The 16,368-nt window shown below is 67.9% G+C and carries 15 protein-coding genes; 8 read left to right on the top strand and 7 right to left on the bottom strand.

Annotated elements, in window-relative coordinates:
* Nucleotides 1–5 precede the first annotated feature (5 nt).
* Genes WIX39_RS01040 through WIX39_RS01030 form a run of 3 tightly spaced genes read right to left on the bottom strand, consistent with a single transcriptional unit; the run spans nt 6 to nt 2,746 of the window.
* Nucleotides 6–869: a creatininase family protein gene (locus WIX39_RS01040; protein WP_285414268.1), complete on the bottom strand. Its 864-nt coding sequence runs from the start codon at nt 867–869 to the stop codon at nt 6–8.
* Between the two features lie 18 nt (nt 870–887).
* The gene (locus tag WIX39_RS01035; RefSeq protein WP_409194355.1) at nt 888–2,162 is read right to left on the bottom strand and encodes an amidohydrolase family protein; all 1,275 of its coding nucleotides are present in this window, start codon (nt 2,160–2,162) and stop codon (nt 888–890) included.
* Entirely contained in the window at nt 2,159–2,746 is a 588-nt protein-coding gene (locus WIX39_RS01030; protein ID WP_285414265.1) for an NAD(P)H-dependent oxidoreductase, read from the bottom strand. Before WIX39_RS01030 ends, WIX39_RS01035 begins: the two co-directional genes overlap by 4 nt.
* Before the next feature lie 351 nt (nt 2,747–3,097).
* On the opposite strand from WIX39_RS01030, the gene WIX39_RS01025 reads away from it, so the two are divergent.
* The 5 genes from WIX39_RS01025 to WIX39_RS01005 all read left to right on the top strand — a co-directional run bounded on the left by WIX39_RS01025 (nt 3,098) and on the right by WIX39_RS01005 (nt 8,314).
* Nucleotides 3,098–3,604: a Csu type fimbrial protein gene (locus WIX39_RS01025; protein WP_409194354.1), complete on the top strand. Its 507-nt coding sequence runs from the start codon at nt 3,098–3,100 to the stop codon at nt 3,602–3,604.
* Nucleotides 3,605–3,618: 14 nt separating this feature from the next.
* Nucleotides 3,619–4,353 carry a fimbrial biogenesis chaperone gene (locus WIX39_RS01020; RefSeq protein ID WP_409194353.1) on the top strand — a complete coding sequence of 245 codons (735 nt, stop codon included), beginning with the start codon at nt 3,619–3,621 and terminating at the stop codon, nt 4,351–4,353.
* The gene (locus WIX39_RS01015; RefSeq protein WP_409194352.1) at nt 4,304–6,712 is read left to right on the top strand and encodes a fimbria/pilus outer membrane usher protein; all 2,409 of its coding nucleotides are present in this window, start codon (nt 4,304–4,306) and stop codon (nt 6,710–6,712) included. The genes WIX39_RS01020 and WIX39_RS01015 overlap by 50 nt, the downstream gene beginning before the upstream one ends.
* Nucleotides 6,709–7,719, top strand: coding sequence for a Csu type fimbrial protein (locus tag WIX39_RS01010; protein ID WP_106936693.1), 1,011 nt, complete (start codon nt 6,709–6,711; stop codon nt 7,717–7,719). Before WIX39_RS01015 ends, WIX39_RS01010 begins: the two co-directional genes overlap by 4 nt.
* A gap of 166 nt (nt 7,720–7,885) precedes the next feature.
* Entirely contained in the window at nt 7,886–8,314 is a 429-nt protein-coding gene (locus tag WIX39_RS01005) for a hypothetical protein (RefSeq protein WP_106936694.1), read from the top strand.
* Between the two features lie 200 nt (nt 8,315–8,514).
* On the opposite strand, the gene WIX39_RS01000 is transcribed toward WIX39_RS01005, so the two are convergent.
* Entirely contained in the window at nt 8,515–9,204 is a 690-nt protein-coding gene (locus tag WIX39_RS01000) for a TetR/AcrR family transcriptional regulator (RefSeq protein WP_172839924.1), read from the bottom strand.
* A 148-nt stretch (nt 9,205–9,352) separates the two neighbouring features.
* Between WIX39_RS01000 and WIX39_RS00995 the strand changes: the two genes are divergently transcribed.
* Nucleotides 9,353–10,423, top strand: a complete 1,071-nt coding sequence (locus tag WIX39_RS00995; RefSeq protein ID WP_081270152.1) for an asparaginase — start codon at nt 9,353–9,355, stop codon at nt 10,421–10,423.
* 11 nt (nt 10,424–10,434) lie between these two features.
* On the opposite strand, the gene WIX39_RS00990 is transcribed toward WIX39_RS00995, so the two are convergent.
* From WIX39_RS00990 to WIX39_RS00980, 3 genes are read right to left on the bottom strand one after another with little or no spacing between them, the layout of a single operon-like run.
* Nucleotides 10,435–11,277: a phosphatase PAP2 family protein gene (locus WIX39_RS00990; RefSeq protein ID WP_081270167.1), complete on the bottom strand. Its 843-nt coding sequence runs from the start codon at nt 11,275–11,277 to the stop codon at nt 10,435–10,437.
* A 10-nt stretch (nt 11,278–11,287) separates the two neighbouring features.
* Nucleotides 11,288–12,109 (bottom strand): metallophosphoesterase family protein, encoded by an 822-nt coding sequence (locus WIX39_RS00985; RefSeq protein WP_081270151.1) that lies wholly within the window; start codon nt 12,107–12,109, stop codon nt 11,288–11,290.
* Between the two features lie 18 nt (nt 12,110–12,127).
* Nucleotides 12,128–13,105 (bottom strand): diacylglycerol/lipid kinase family protein, encoded by a 978-nt coding sequence (locus WIX39_RS00980; protein WP_106936696.1) that lies wholly within the window; start codon nt 13,103–13,105, stop codon nt 12,128–12,130.
* A gap of 200 nt (nt 13,106–13,305) precedes the next feature.
* Between WIX39_RS00980 and glyQ the strand changes: the two genes are divergently transcribed.
* Together glyQ and glyS are read left to right on the top strand one after the other, a co-directional pair.
* A complete protein-coding gene (glyQ, locus tag WIX39_RS00975; RefSeq protein ID WP_056577308.1) occupies nt 13,306–14,214 on the top strand; it encodes a glycine--tRNA ligase subunit alpha in 909 nt (302 codons plus the stop codon).
* Between the two features lie 3 nt (nt 14,215–14,217).
* The gene (glyS, locus tag WIX39_RS00970) at nt 14,218–16,359 is read left to right on the top strand and encodes a glycine--tRNA ligase subunit beta (protein ID WP_106936697.1); all 2,142 of its coding nucleotides are present in this window, start codon (nt 14,218–14,220) and stop codon (nt 16,357–16,359) included.
* Nucleotides 16,360–16,368 lie beyond the last annotated feature (9 nt).

Below are 16,368 nucleotides of genomic sequence, written 5' to 3'. Positions count from 1 at the left end.
CAGGCTCAGGCGGCTTCGAACTGCTGCTGGATGAAGCCCTGCTGGTGCCCGCGCTCCCAGGTGGCTTCCTCCCGCACGACCCAGCGCAGCGCGTGGAGCTCCGTCAGCGCCTGCACCCAGCTGTCGGAGAGCGTTTCGAGAATGGCTTCGCCCTGTTCGCGCGTGGCCGTGGTCGGGTCGCCGATGACGCCGCTCGGGCCGAAGTCGCGCGCGGTCCAGGCGCAGGCCGGGCGGCCGTCGGCCGACAGCAGCTTGATGGGAAAGGGCGGCGGGAAGTTGGCAACCGCGCGCTCCATGTGCACCGTCTCGGGCGCCAGCGCGAGCATCAGCGCGGTCTCGGAATGGCCGGCGTGCATCGCGAGCTTCTTCTCCTGCTCGCTCACCTGCTTGCTGGCCGCGCTCGGCAGGCGCGACACGCCGTGCGGCACCACCACGAAGTCGCCGTGGCGCAGGCGCAGTTCGCGCGCGGCCATCTCCAGCACCTGCGGCTGGCCGCCGTGGCCGTTGGCGAACAGCAGCTTGCGAAAGCCCGCGCGGTACACCGACTCGCCGATCTCGGTCACGGTCGCGAGCAGCGTGGTGCCGGTCAGCGTCATGGTGCCGGGAAAGTGCAAATGCTCCTCCGACTTGCCGTAGGTGATGGGCGGCAGCGCGAAGGCGCGCACATCCGCCGGCAGCTTCTCGAGCGCCTTGCCCATCACGCCCGACGAGATGACGCTGTCGACCGAGCACGGCAGGTGCGGCCCGTGCTGCTCGATGGCGCCGCAGGGCAGCACGATGACGGTGTTCTCGCGGTCGGGCAGCGCGGCGATTTCGGTCCAGCTCAGGTAGGGCAGGAAGCGGTGGGGCGGGATGTAGCCGTGGAGCATAGGGAGTCCTTGTGTTCTTTACTTGGTGAAGAAGGGCGTCGCGTCGCCGTGCGTCACCCGGCCGTCGCGCAGCACCACGCGGGTGGCGGTGCGCGAGGGCCAGCCGTGGCGGTCGGCCTGCGTGAACAGCACGAGATCGGCCTTGGCGCCGACCAGCGTGGGGCTGGCTGCCGCCGGCGCGCGCTGCAGCCAGTCGCCGCGGCACAGCGTCTGCGACCAGCTGTCGAAGGGCTCGTCGAGCTGGGCCACCAGCGCGGCGGTGCCCAGCGCTTCCACCGGGTCGAAGCTGCCGAGCCGGCAGAAGGGGTCTTGCACGTTGTCGCTCGCGAACAGCAGCGGAATGCCGCGCTCGCGCGCTTCCTTCACCAGCGTGATGCCGCGCTGGCGCGGCGTGCGGCCGGTGACGGCGTCCTGCAGCAGCAGGTTGGTGGCGGGCAGCGACACCACGGTGATGGGCGCGCGCGCCACCGCGTCGAGCGTGGCGAAGGCCTGCGCCTCGGGCTGGACGGAGAGCGCGCAGATGTGGCCGCAGACCACGCGGCCTTCGTAGCCGATCTCGCGCAGGATGCGCGCCGTGGTCTGCAATCCGACCGCTGCGGCGTTGAGCTCTTCGTCCACATGCAGGTCGATGTCGAGGTCGCAGGCCTGCGCCGCCACCAGCAGGTTGCGCAGCGCGTTCTCGCTCCAGTTGGTGGAGTGCACGAAGCCGCCGAGCAGCGCATGCGGCCCGGTGGCCTTCACCTGCTTGGCCAGCCGCATTGCCTGCGCCGCGTCTTCGAACAGCGGCAGCTTGATGAGGCTCACCTGCTCCAGCCGCACCTTGCCGGCCCATTCCTGCGCGAGTTCGGCCATCACCGGCCAGGCCATCGGCAGCGACTCGGGCTCCCACCAGTCGACGTGCGTGCGCACATGCGTGGTGCCGCATTCCCAGGCCCACTGCAGGCCGCGCGAGGCGCGCTCGCGCACGTCGGCGAATGTCCAGTGCACGCGGTCGGCGAGCATCGCGTCGATGGCACCGAGCAGGCCCGGCCGCACCTCTTTCATGCGCGGCAGCGTGAAGGTCTTGTCGAGGTGCGTGTGCGCGTCGACGAAGCCGGGCAGCGCCAGCCTGCCGGCGGCGTCCCAGCCCGACGAGGCGGGCAGGTCGGCAGCGCGCATCGGCCGCACCGAATGCACGCGGCCCGCCTCGATCTCGATGCGCGCCAGCACCGGCACGCCCTCGTGCAGCGGCCAGTCCGCCGGCAGCAACCAGCGCGGCAGCCGCAGGTTGTCGATGTGCGCGGGCGCGTTCATGCGAAGCGCGCCATCGCCTGGCCCACGCGCGCCATGAAGCGCTTGAGCTGGGGCTCGGTCGCGATGTTCATGTGGTAGTGGGCGTGGTAGTCCACCTTGGCCTTCTGGCCGGTGAGCCGCTTCATGTAGCGCGTCACGATCTTTCGTGGCGGGTCGCCCATGTACATCGCCATCCAGCGCGGGCGGCCATAGGTGACCACGGCGCTGATGCGCTTGATGTGCGTGAGCATCGGCTTCACGTTGGCCGGGTCGCTGATGTCGAAGGCCACGCCGGGCATGAAGAGCCGGTCGAAGTAGCCCTTGAGCATGGCCGGCAGGCCGAAGCACCACGTGGGGAAGCAGAACACGATGCCCTCGGCCCACTGCAGCCGCTCCACGTAGGGCGCGAGCGGCAGCTGGTTGGACGGCACGTCGTGGTAGCCCAGCCGCTCCTCGCGCGACAGCACCGGGTTGAAGCCCTCGGCATAGAGGTCGCAGTCGTCCACCTCGTGCCCGGCGGCGCGCAGGTTCTTCAGCACCTCCTGGTGCAGGGCGGCATGGAAGCTGGTTTCGACCGGGTGGCAATAGACGACGAGCACGCGCATGGTGTTTTTGACCGCTTAATCAGAGCAAGTGGTCAGGTTATGCAAGCGACGTGCCAGTCCAAATGCACCGGATTGGGTCGACGTGGTGGTCAACCCGCGCAACGACGGCCTCGGGACTCTTCTTTCTTCAGCTTGTATTTCGCAACAGAAGTCACAAAAGCCCGTGAATAACCGGCGGGGAGCGGCGGTCCCTTGTCGACTCTTTCCGTAACATCCGCCCACCCCTAATACAAATTGTCGTCAAAAGTCAACAATTAATTAATTGGGGGTCCTTGGACTCTCGGTTGCCTCCGTATCAACCCATCCGATGCACCGAGTGCTCTGTTTTGTTGACATCTGTAAGCATTTCTCATGAAAAACCCTTCTTTCCTCCTCGCAGCCGTTCTTGCAATCTCCACCACCAGCGCGGCGGTAGCGGCAACGAGCACCTCCACATTCCAGGTCCTCATCAACGTGAACAAGGCCTGCGTGGTCATCGCGGGTCCGACATCGAACATCGATTTCGGCTCGGTGGCTTCCTACGCCACCGACCTGTCCGCCAGCAACAGCATCAGCGTGACCTGCTCCAAGTCGACGCCCTACAACGTCGGTCTGCTGCCCTCGAACAACAGCACCACCGGCGGTGGCGTGATGAGCCCCGTCGTGGCCGGCCCGGACACCGTGGCCTACCAGCTCCGTTCGGTGAGCGCGACGGGGCCCGTCTGGGGCAGCACTGCCACGGCCACCTCGGTTGGCAACGGTGTGGCCGGCACCGGCACCGGCGCTGCTCAAACGATCCCCGTGTGGGCCACGGTCGCGAATGCCAACGTGACCCCCGGTGCCTACATCGACACCGTGACCGTCCAGGTCAACTACTGATCGAGCGATTGCCCGTGCCCCGCTTGCTGCGCTACACCTTTGTCCTCGCGCTTGTCCTGGCGCATGCAGTCGCCTCGGCGAGTGGACTGCAGGTTTCTCCGGTCACGCTGACGCTCCAGGCCACGCAGAACGCCGATGGCCTTTGGCTCAGCAATGCCGGCGACAGCGTGGTGCACGCCCAGGTGCGGGTCTATCACTGGTCACAAGAGAACGGTGCCGAAAAACTGACGCCCTCGCGCGAACTCCTTGTGAGCCCGCCGATGGTGCAGTTGGCCGCGTCCGAACGGCAGCTGATTCGTGTCATCCGCGCTGGCGTTCCTGCCAGCGCGGTCGAAAGCTCGTATCGGGTCATCATTGACGAGTTGCCGGTCGAGGTGAAGGAAAAGAAGGGCCTGCAACTGGTGCTGCGCTACTCGGTGCCCATCTTCATTGCGGCTGCGGGCGCACCACAGTCAACTGCTGCGCCCCGGCTCACATGGTCGCTGCGCGGCGAAGGCGGCCAGGCGGTGCTTGAAGTTGTCAACAGCGGCGGCATGCATGCACAGCTTGCCGACCTGGAGTTTGTCGATACCGTCGGCCGACGCACGGCGGTGCATGCCGGCTTGATGGGCTACGTCTTGCCGGGCGCGAGCATGCGTTGGCCCCTGAAGACTTCCGCAGAGGCCTTTGCCCTCGGCGGCGTTCTGGAAACAAAGATCAATGGCAATGCGACGCAGGAAAAGATGCCGCCGCTTCAACGCGTCCGCTGAGCGCCTGCTGCCACTGCTGCTTCTTTCCGGTCTGGTGTCATTCGCCGCTCAGGCCGGGAACGCTGCAGCCGGCTCGAGCTCGCGGGTGGTCGCACCCGCGGAGGGCGACCTCTCCGGACCGAGTGGCAGCGACCTCTTTCTGGAACTGAGCCTCAACGGCAATCCGCAGGGCCTCGTGCACTTCGCGCTGCGCGGGCAGGAACTGTGGGCCAGTGTCGCCACCCTGCGGCAGTTGGGCTTCGTGCTGCCGGCGGGCGTGTCCGATCCGGTGGGACTCGAGAGCCTCCCGGGGGTGCAGGTCAAGTACGACGTCGCAAGTCAGAGCGTTGCAATCAGTGCCACGGCCGATGTACTGCGCCTGCCAACGACCGTGGTCGACACATCGAAGATCATCGCGTCGAAGGCCAGCGCTTCGACTGGCTTGCTGCTCAACTACGACCTCTATGGCACGCAGGGGCGCGGCAACACGTCCAGCTTGAACGCGCTCACCGAACTGCGAGCTTTCAGCGCAAGCACGGTGTTCAGCAACACGATGATGTCGCGCTCAGCCCGCAGAGATGAAGAGGACTGGAAGCACGACTCGGTCCGGCTCGACACCACCTTGAGCACGTCGTACCCCGATGAAATGCTGACCCTTCGCGTGGGTGACACCACCACGGCCTCGCTGCCGTGGTCGCGCTCCACGCGGATCGCAGGCATCCAGCTTTCGCGCAATTTTGCGCTGCGGCCCTATCAAACCACCACGCCGTTGCCGGCGTTTTTGGGGTCGGCCACGCTGCCGTCGCAGGTGGAGCTGTATATCAACGGCATGCGCCAGTACACGGGCCAGGTACCGGCGGGGCCCTTCCAGCTCAACACGGTTCCGAGCATCAACGGCGCGGGCAATGCCCAGGTGGTGCTCACTGATGCCTTCGGCCGTGTCACGACGCTCGATTTCTCGCTGTACGACACGCAGCGGCTGCTTGAGGCAGGCCTGTCCGACTGGTCCGTCGATCTGGGCATGGTGCGCAAGAACTACGGCTTGCGCTCGTTCGACTACGGCAGCGATCCCGCCGCCACCGGCACCTGGCGCTACGGCGTGAACAAGAGTTTCACGGTGGAGGCGCACGGCGAGACCACCAAAGGGCTGCTCAAGGTTGGTGTTGGCGGCGCCTGGCTGCTCGGCCAAGGCGGCGTGCTTGCGGGTGCCGTGGCGCAGAGCAGCTACCGCGGAGAGAAGGGCTCACTGCTCAACCTGGGCTACAGCTGGCGCGACAACCATTTCAATTTCGCGCTCGAAGGCACGCGCACGCGCAGCGAATACCGCGACGTCGCATCCCTGTACGGCAGCGCGCCGCCACGCGGTTCGGGCCGGGCGTCGATCGGCTACACCACCAAAGACTTCGGCAGTTTCGGCCTCAGCTACCTTTACCTGCGCTATCCCGCGCAGGCGGCGGCGCGCATGGCGAGCGTGTACTGGTTCAGGTCGCTGGGACGCAGTGCCTCGGTGAATGTGAGCCTCAATCAGGACCTCGACCAACGCCGGGAGCGCAGCCTCTTCGTCGGCTTCACCTGGGCGCTGGACGGCAATGTCACGGTCAGCGCCGGGCTCCAGCGCGACCGCGACCGCACAGTCCATACCGCGGACGCGCAGAGTTCGATGCCAAGCGACGGCGGCATCGGCTGGCGCGCCGGCCTGCGCCAGGGCGGCGGCCAGAACGGCGGGCAGGCCGAGGTCGATTACCTGGGCCGCTACGGCCGCGCCATGGCCGGCATCAGCGTGCTCGGCGACAGCCGCTACGCCTATGCCGGTGCCACGGGCTCGATCGCGTTCATGGGCGGCCAGCCCTTTGCGGCCCGACGCATCGACGATGCCTTCGCAGTGGTTTCCACCGACGGCATTGCCGGCGTGCCGGTGAAGCTGGAGAACCGGGATATCGGCACCACCGACGGTCAGGGCATGCTCCTGGTGGCGCCGCTGAGGGCCTACCAGAACAACCAGTTGTCCATCGATCCGATGCAATTGCCTGCCGACGTAAGGATCGAGCGCGTGAAAACAGTCGCCACGCCAAGCGATCGTGCCGGCACGCTGGTGCGATTCGGCATCACGCCGGTCAGCGCGGCTGCGCTCCTGCTGGTGGACGAGGCGGGCAATCCCCTGCCGCTGGGCAGCCGCGTGCGCATCAATGGACAGGGCAGCGAGCCGGCCTTGGTCGGTTTCGACGGGGCGGTGTACCTCGAGTCGCTCGAGCCCCGCAACACGATCGATGTGCAGACGCCCGACGGCCATTGCCGGGCCAGCTTCGACCACCGAAAGAACGGTGCCGATATTCCGCAGATCGGGCCTTTGCGCTGTGCCAGGGAGGCCAAGACGCCATGATTCTTCTGACCCGTACTTTGCAGGCCCTGCGCCTGCCCTTGATCTGCATGATGCTCTGGGGGCTGCCGGCGGGCAGCGCCCAGGCCGCCGTCAGCTGCTCCGCGACGATGACGGGCCTGGCTTTCGGCACGGTCGATCTGGTCAGCGGCGGCACGCCAACGCCTGCCACCGCCACGCTGAGCTACACGTGCAACAACACTGGCAACGCCACCGAGTTCGTCCAGATCTGCTTCAACATTGGCGACGGCAATGAAGGCCTCACCAATTTCAATCCGCGCGTCATGAAGAGCGGCGCGGGTGATACCTTGAAGTTCCAGCTCTACCAAGGGACGAGCGGCACGATTTGGGGGTCGACTGGAAGCGGGGTGGTGCCGAACCCCTACACCGTCAACATGAGCATTCCTAGCCGGTCTTCCGCCGGAAACAGCGCCGCCATGCGCGGGGAATTGCTCGCCCTCCAGGGCACGGCGCCTCCGGGCTCGTACCAGGACAATTTCGCCGGAGTTCACACGTCGATCACGTTCACGACGAGCACATCCTCCGCGCCGTCGACGTGCGGTGGGCAGACGGGTGGGCAGTTCCCCTTCGTGGTCAACGCGACCATCGCCAAAAGTTGCCTGGTCACGGCCGATCCGCTGAACTTCGGTACCGTCGCGGGGCTTCCCGGCGCCGCCAATATCGACCAGGCCAGTGCGATCAACGTCACCTGCACGACACCCACGGCCTACACGGTCGCGCTGTCGCCATCCAATGGCGCGACGACCGGCGCCGGGGTCATGGCGCCGACGGGAGGCATGCCCGGCAACACGGACACGGTGGCCTACCGGCTCTACCGCGATGCCGGCCGCTCCAGCCCCTGGGGCAGTGTCACCGGCAGCAACACCGTCGCGGGCACCGGCTCCGGCCAGGCCCAGGCGCTGACCCTGTATGGCCGCGTACTCGGCGGCAGCGCCAACGTGCGGCCGGACAGCTACCGGGACGTCGTGACAGTCACCGTGACTTACTGAGTCGCGCCGACGGCCATCCCGGCGCAGGAAAGCCTGCTGGCAAATTGCAGGCAACGCGCGAAGAATGACGCCTGACCCCGTCTTCATTTTCCCGCGACTCTGCCGATAAACCAGGCAGGGCATCGATGCGATGCCTTCCACCCTGGTTGCGAGGATAGGAGTTTCAATGTCCAGAAACAGGCGCTCTGCAAGGGCAACTGCGCTGCGAGCCGCACCGCCGCTGGCCGCCGTCGGCATGCTGCTGCTCTTGCTGCCGCTGCAGTTCAGTTCGGCGGAGCCGATGCGCGACATGAACAGCAGCACGGGCCGGTTCAACCTGACAATGGTCGTTCTTCCGACCTTCAAGGTGCTCGAGGTCACGCCCGTGAAGGGCGGGCATGCGTACCGCGTCTGGACCAACATGAGGTCGGTGCTCATCAAGGGGCGCGAGTACCGCTTCGACAAGATCGGAGAAACGACGTTCGTGGTGGCCGGCACCGATGCCGATGGCCGCGACAGCCTCGACCCCGTCTGGCGCGGCGCGGTCGGTGCGATGGCGGCGACCGCTGCAGCCGGCGACGGCAGCAACGCGACGCGGGTGACAGTGACTTACTAGGCAACAAGCAAGGCGTCGGTCTTCCTCGGCAAGCCTGCTGCTCCTGCATTTCGTCTTTGCTGCCGATATCCGGAGATCGGGCGCCCATGCCGCGCCCAACCTCTCCTGATGCGAGTCAGGTGCCCATCGAGTTGCCAAGGAGCACTTTTCACTGAGTGCATCGGGCGCGTGGGCCCGTTCGGGAGAGGTAAGAAGAAAGGCTACGCCTTGATGCCGCAGCCGCCCAGCACGAACGCCACCAGTTCGCGCGCGATCGGTTCGCGGTCGATCGGTGCGTCGGGCGGCAGGCCGAGCATCACGCGCGTCTGGATCGCGTAGTCGGCGTAGCTCTGGGTCATGGCCCAGATGTGCATCAGCAGGATGCGCGCATCGAGCGGGCGCATCTGCCCGCGCGCGATCCAGCCGTTGATGACGTCGACCTTCTTTTGCGTCCACGCCCGCGCGTTGGGCCAGTAGCGGTCGAGGTTGCGCCCGCCGTCGAGGATCTCGCGCGTGAAGATGCGCGACATCTCGGGGCTGTCGATGGCGTGGTCGAGCTTCTTGCGGATGTAGTCGCCCAGCACCGTGGCCGGGTCGCTCGCGTCCTCGAAGGAGAACACCACCTTCCACGCATGCAGCACCTGCATCAGCAGCTCTTCGTAGAGCTCTTCCTTGCCCGCGATGTAGTAGTGCAGTTGGGGCTTGGTCAGGCCCGCGCGCGCCGCGATCGCCTGGGTCGATGTGCCCTTGAGCCCGTGCAGGCTGAACTCCGCCACCGCCGCCGTGCGGATGGCCGCCATGATGCGTTCGCGGCCCGGGCGCGCGCGCGACAGCGGGCCGTCGGGCGCGGGCATTTCCTGGGCGGGAGTCACGGCGGTCGGGGCGGGAAGGGCGGCGGATTCGGCGTTCATGGCAAGGGTGGCAGCAGTGCGCGCGGTCGATGGTAATCCTTCGCGCATGGACGCATGCCATGCCGGCATGAGCGCGCAAGGCATGCCGGCATGGTTCATGTATCTTCCTCGCCGCCTCGAATAATTCATTTCAACCAAGGAGCTCTCCATGTATCTTTCCCCCCGTTTCAGGGCCTTCGCGGCCGGCGCGGCATTGCTGGCCGCCAGTGCGCTCGCGCAGGCACAGCAGGCGCTCCCCAATGTGGTGATCCTGGCGACCGGCGGCACCATCGCGGGCGCGGGCGCATCGGCCGTCAACAGCGCCACCTACGCGGCCGCCAAGGTCGGTGTCGAAAAACTCATCGCAGGCCTGCCGGAGCTCTCCAAGGTGGCCAACGTGCGCGGTGAACAGGTGTTCCAGGTCGCATCGGAAAGCCTCACCAACGACAACCTGCTGACGCTGGCCAAGCGCGTGTCGGCGCTGTCGAAGCAGAGCGACGTGGACGGCATCGTCATCACGCACGGCACCGACACGCTCGAGGAAACCGCCTACTTCCTGACGCTCACCGTGCACACCAGCAAGCCGATCGTGGTGGTCGGCTCGATGCGCCCGGGCACCGCGCTGTCGGCCGACGGCGCGCTCAACCTGTACGACGCCGTGAGCGTGGCGGGCAGCAAGGACGCCATGGGCAAGGGCGTGCTGGTGACGATGAACGACAACATCGACAGCGGCCGCGACGTGAGCAAGAACGTCAACATCAAGACCAGCGCCTTCTCCAGCCAGTGGGGTCCGCTGGGCATGGTGGTCGAGGGCCGCAACTACTGGTTCCGCGCACCGGTCAAGCGCCACACCATGAACTCGGAGTTCAACATCGACAACATCAGCGCGCTGCCGCCGGTGGAAATCGCGATGGGCTACGAGGGCGTGTCGTCCATCGCCATCGACGCCATCGCCAAGAGCGGCGTCAAGGCGCTGATCCACGGCGGCACCGGCAACGGCTCGGTGGCCGACCGCATCGTGCCCAACCTGCAGAAGGCGCGCGCCGACGGCGTGATCGTGATCCGCAGCTCGCGCGTGCCCGACGGCTTCGTCATCCGCAACGCCGAGCAGCCCGACGACAAGTACGACTGGGTGGTGGCGCACGACCTGCGCCCGCAGAAGGCGCGCATCCTGGCCATGGTCGCCCTGACCAAGACCAGCGACACCAAGGAACTGCAGCGGATCTTCTGGGAGTACTGAGCCCGCGGGGCTCAGCGCGCGGTGCGGCTCTTGCGGTGCCGCGCGTACTCCAGGCTGCCCACGCACACGAGCAGCCAGGCGAAGCCGGTCAGCAGGCCGGCCGCCACATCGCTTGCGAAATGCACCTGCAGGAAGATGCGGCTGCAGGCGATGGTGACGATGGCCCCGGCGGCGGCCATTGCACCCGGCACGTGCCAGCGCGCAGGCAGCGTGCGCAACACCAGGTACAGCAGCATTCCGTAGCTCACGATCGCGCCGGCGCTGTGGCCGCTGGGAAAGCTGTAGCTCGTCTCCAGCGCCAGGCCGTGTTCGTGCAATGGACGGGCCCGCTCGAAGATGTGCTTGAGCGCCGGGTTCAGCACCACGATGCCCCCCAGCGCCAGCATCCAGCCCAGTGCCAGGCCGCGGTGCGCATGCCACCACAGAACGGCCGCCACCAGCAGGCACACCGGGCCGAGGAAGGCCGCGTCGCCCAGGTGCGTGATCCAGCTGAACGTCACCAGCGCCGCCCACGGCAAATGGGTGGCGATGGCATCGGTCAGCGCGTGGTCAGCCTGGCCGAGCACGCGGCCGTCGGAGATGTTCGAGGCGATCCATGCGAACAGGCTCGACGCCAGCAGGATCAGCACGAAGCCCGAGGCGAGGCCGAGCGCGATGCGCGGCTCGCTGGGCTCTTCGGTGTCCTGCGCCTTGAAGTGGCGCTTCTGCAGCACGTGGCAGGCCGCGCCGGCACCGAGCACCGACAGCGCTAGAAGGCACAGGAACCAGGGCAGCGCGTGCGCGCCGAGCTGCTGGGCGGCGACGACAAGGGGGGAAAGAGGGGAGAGGGGTGCAAGAGAGGCTTCCGTCGACATGCGGCGCACCCTAAGGCCGCACCGCTTCACTGGCAAGAGAAAGCCCGAATACTTCAGCGCAGCCGAAGGCTTTGTCGCGCGCCACGTAGTCCCAGCGTTCCACCCGGCACGCGCGACGGCCATCGGCGATGTCCGCGCGCACCACGTTCACCGAGTTCGGATGCCCGGCGCGCACGCGCGACGACACGGCCGTGCCGGCCTGCACCGCCCATGCCGTGCGCGCGCAGCCCGAGAACGCGTCGTGCAGCGAACGAACGAACGGCAGGTGGATGTGCCCGCCCAGGATGAGGTCGGCCCCCGCCGCGGTCCAGCGCGCCACCGCCCGCTCGCGCCCATGCAGGCGGTTGCCCAGGTCCTGCGTGCGCGTGACCATCACCGGCTGGTGCGTCACCACCACGCGCACCTGCGAAGGCGCGGCCAAGGCCAGCCGCTGCGCCACGCGCTCGACCTGCGCGGGCGAGACCGCGCCGTCTTCGTGCCGGTACCAGCGCGTGGTGTTGACCGAGACCACCAGCCACTCGGGCGACTCGAACTCGGGCTCCAGGTCGTCGCCGAAGGCCTGGCTGTAGCGCGCGTAGGGCGACAGGACGCGCGCGGCCAGCTGGTACAGCGGAATGTCGTGGTTGCCCGGAACCGCGAGCACCGGCGCGCCAAGCCTGTCGGCGAAGGCGCGCGCCGCCGCGAACTGCGCCACGGTGGCGCGCTGCGTGATGTCGCCGGAGAACACCACCACCCCCGGCGACAGCGCGGCCGAAAGCCGCTCCAGCGCCTGAAGCACGTCAGGCTGCTCGGTGCCGAAGTGGGGGTCGGAGATCTGCAGCAGGCAACTCATCGGGGGCTCATTGGACGCTCATTCGCGCGCCGCTTCGAGTTCCGGCGCCGTCTGCGCCGGACGCACCAGCCACAGCCGCTCGGGCGACACGCGAAACAGCAGCGGCATGTCGGCCCAGCCGATCTCGCCGTCGGTCGCCACCTTCACGCGGCGTGCCCCCGCCTTGCCCGGCGAGCGGGGGGCCTTCACCGTGAGCGACTCGAATGGAAAGCTCAGCACCTCGTCGGCGTCGCCGAGCCGGCCGAGCGCGCCGCGCACCAGCAGGCCGGGCATCGACAGCGGCCCCACGGGCTTGAGCACGATGGCCGCCAGCTGGCCCTGCTCGGGCACGTCGGCCTCGGCAATGCCGACCTGGTGCAACTGCAGCGGGTTGTTGCCCACGAACAGCGTGGGCGTGCGGATGTCGCGCTCGTTGCCGCGCCAGGCCATGCGCAGGTTCCAGTGCCGGTGGCCGCGCAGCACCGACAGCAGGCCGGCGCCCAGGGCGATCCAGCGGCTGCGGCCGTAGCGCGCCTTGTAGGTCTCGCGCTCTTCCAGCAATTCGGCGTACAGGCCCATGCTGGCGTTGACCAGGAACACCCGGTCGTTCACCAGCCCGACCTGCACCGGCCGGGGCTGCTCGGTCAGCAGGATGTGCAGTGCCTGCGCCGTGTCGCGCGGAATTCCGTGGGTGCGGCTGAAGTAGTTGAAGGTGCCCTGCGGCAGCACGCCGAAGGCACAGCCGCTGCCCAGCGTGGCCTGCGCCACCGCGTTGATGGTGCCGTCGCCGCCCGCGGCCACCACCACGCCGCCCACGGCGCGGGCACGCTCGACGGCTTCGCGCGCGAGCGCCTGGACCCGGCGGGGCCCGTCGATCAGGAAGATGCGGTGCTTGCGCCCGGCGGCCGCGCAGCCTTCCTCGATGACCCGGCGGGCCTCGGCCGCGTCCTCGCTGCCGGAGCCGGCATTGAGCACGATGAACAGGGGGGAGTCGGGTCCGGTGTCTGGCGCTGGCATGTTTCTGGAAGGTGGGGCGGCGCGTGGCGGAGGCGGGCGGATTTGTACGGAGTGGGGTGTTGTCTCACCCGCCGCGCCACTGCGCGAGCAGGCGACTTCCCGAGCCGCTGTGGGAGAGTTGCCCTCCGAACGTAAAATCGCCCGCTTTCGCGGTGCTTCGCCGCGCTACCGTCCAATGTCCGGCCCCGCCGGCCAGCTTCATGTTGACCTTCCAGCAAATCATTCTCAAACTGCAGTCGTACTGGGCCGACAAGGGCTGTGCGCTGCTGCAACCGTACGACATGGAAGTGGGCGCGGGCACCTCGCACACCGCCACCTTCCTGCGCGCCCTCGGCCCTGAACCCTGGAAAGCCGCCTACGTGCAGCCCAGCCGCCGCCCCAAGGACGGCCGCTACGGCGAGAACCCGAACCGCCTGCAGCACTACTACCAGTACCAGGTCGTGCTGAAGCCCGCGCCTTCCAACATCCTCGAGCTCTACCTCGGCAGCCTCGAAGCCCTGGGCTTCGACCTGAAGAAGAACGACATCCGCTTCGTCGAGGACGACTGGGAGAACCCCACGCTCGGCGCCTGGGGCCTGGGCTGGGAAGTCTGGCTCAACGGCATGGAAGTGACGCAGTTCACCTATTTCCAGCAGGTCGGCGGCATCGACTGCAAGCCCATCACCGGCGAAATCACCTACGGCCTGGAGCGCCTGGCCATGTACCTGCAGGGCGTGGACAACGTCTACAACCTGACCTGGACCGACGGCCTGAGCTACGGCGATGTCTACAAGCAGAACGAGGTCGAGCAGTCGACCTACAACTTCGAGCACAGCGACGCCGAGTTCCTCTTCACCGCCTTCAACGCGCACGAGAAGCAGGCCAAGCACCTCATGACCGAGCAGCTCGCGCTGCCGGCCTACGAGCAGGTGCTCAAGGCCGCGCACAGCTTCAACCTGCTCGACGCGCGCGGCGCGATCAGCGTGACCGAACGCGCGGCCTACATCGGCCGCATCCGCAATCTGGCGCGCAGCGTCGCGCAGAGCTATTACGACAGCCGCGAGCGGCTCGGCTTTCCGATGGCCCCGCGCGAATGGGTCGCACAAATGCCACCGAAGAAGGCGGCCTGAGCCATGACGAGTCCCATGAAGAATTCCCTGCTGGTTGAACTGTTTGTCGAAGAACTGCCGCCCAAGGCGCTGAAGAAGCTCGGCGACGCCTTTGCGGGCGTGCTGCGAGACCAGCTCGTGGCGCAAGGCCTGGCCGAGGCCGGCTCGGTGCTCACGCCGTACGCCTCGCCGCGCCGCCTGGCCGCGCACCTCACGCACGTTGCCGAGCGCGCCGCCGACAAGGCTGTGTCGCAGAAGCTCATGCCCGTGGCCGTGGGCCTCGACGCCTCGGGCCAGGCCACGCCGGCGCTGCTCAAGCGCCTGGGCGCGCTGGGTGCCGACGCCTCGGCCGTGCCCGGCCTGAAGCGCGCGATGGACGGCAAGGCCGAAGCCCTGTTCTACGAAAGCACCGCCAAGGGCGCCACGCTGGCCGAAGGCCTGCAGAAGGCGCTGGCGGAAGCCATCGCCAAGCTGCCGATTCCCAAGGTCATGAGCTACCAGCTCGAAAGCGGCTGCGAGCTGCCGGGCTGGACCAGCGTGAGCTTCGTGCGCCCGGCGCACGGCCTGGTGGCGCTGCACGGCGACACCGTGGTGCCGATCGAGGCCCTGGGCCTGAAGGCCGGCCGCGACACCCACGGCCACCGCTTCGAGGCGGCGGTCGATCCGGTCGTGCTGCGCAACGCCGACAGCTATGCGCTGCAGCTGCAGGAAGAAGGCGCCGTCATCGCCAGCTTCGAGGCGCGCCGCGCCGAAATCGCGCGCCAGCTGGCCGCGGCGGCGGTGAAGGTCGGCGGCGGCTCGGTGCCCATCCACGACGACGCGCTGCTCGACGAAGTGACCGCGCTGGTCGAGCGCCCCAACGTGCTGGTCTGCAGCTTCGAGCGCGAGTTCCTCGAAGTGCCGCAGGAGTGCCTGATCCTCACGATGAAGGCCAACCAGAAGTACTTTCCGCTGCTCGACGCATCGAGCAGGCTCACCAACAAGTTCCTGGTGGTCAGCAACATCAGCCCGGACGACGCGAGCGCGGTCATCGGCGGCAACGAGCGCGTGGTGCGCCCGCGCCTGGCCGACGCCAAGTTCTTCTTCGACCAGGACCGCAAGAAGTCGCTGGCCTCGCGCGTCGAGTCGCTGGGCAAGGTGGTCTATCACAACAAGCTGGGCACGCAGGGCGAGCGCGTGGAGCGCGTGATGCGCATCGCGCGCGGCATCGCGGAAAAGCTGGGCGACCCGGCGCTGGCCGCGCAAGCCACCCAGGCCGCGCAACTGGCCAAGGCCGACCTCGTGACCGACATGGTCGGCGAGTTCCCCGAGCTGCAGGGCACCATGGGCCGCTACTACGCCAGGCACGACGGCCTCGACGCCGCGGTGGCCGACGCCATCGAGGACCACTACAAGCCGCGCTTTGCCGGCGACGAGCTGCCGCGCAACAGCGTGGGCCTGGTGGTCGCGCTGGCCGACAAGCTGGAAACGCTGGTCGGCATGTTCGGCATCGGCAACCTGCCCACCGGCGACCGCGACCCGTTCGCGCTGCGCCGCCATGCGCTCGGCGTGATCCGCATGCTGATCGAAAAAGACCTGCCGCTGGGCCTCGATGCGCTGCTGCAGGACGCCGCCGCGCAGTTCGGCGGCATTGCCGGCTTCGACAGCGGCCGCGCCACGGGCGAGCTGCAGGACTTCATCCTCGACCGCCTCGCCGGCAGCCTGCGCGAGCAGGGCGCCAGCGCGCAGGAGGTCGACGCCGTGCTGGCACCGCGCCCGCAGCGCCTGGGCGAAGTGCCCAAGCTGCTAGCGGCGGTGCGCGCCTTTGCCGCCCTGCCCGCCGCCGCCGCCCTGGCCGCCGCGAACAAGCGCATCGGCAACATCCTCAAGAAGGCCCCCGAGGCCGACGCGCACGTCAGCGAACTGCTGCTGCAGGAGCCCGCTGAGAAGGCGCTGCACGCAGCCATGGCGCAGGTGGTGCCCGCCGCCAACGCGCAGTTCGAAGCCGGCGACTACACCGCCTCGCTGCAGACGCTGGCCGCGCTGCGCGAGCCGGTCGACGCCTTCTTCGACGGCGTGATGGTCAATGCCGAGCAGGCAGACCTGCGGCTGAACCGCCTGGGCCTGCTGATGTCGCTGCACACCGCGATGAACCGCGTGGCGCAGCTCGAGCGGCTGGCCGTCTGAGTTCCCGCG

It is taken from the genome of Variovorax sp. AB1(2024) (genome assembly GCF_037482385.2).
Taxonomy (GTDB): domain Bacteria; phylum Pseudomonadota; class Gammaproteobacteria; order Burkholderiales; family Burkholderiaceae_C; genus Variovorax.
The sequence above is the reverse complement of the archived record's forward strand: the minus strand, read 5'-3'. Positions and strand labels throughout refer to the sequence as shown.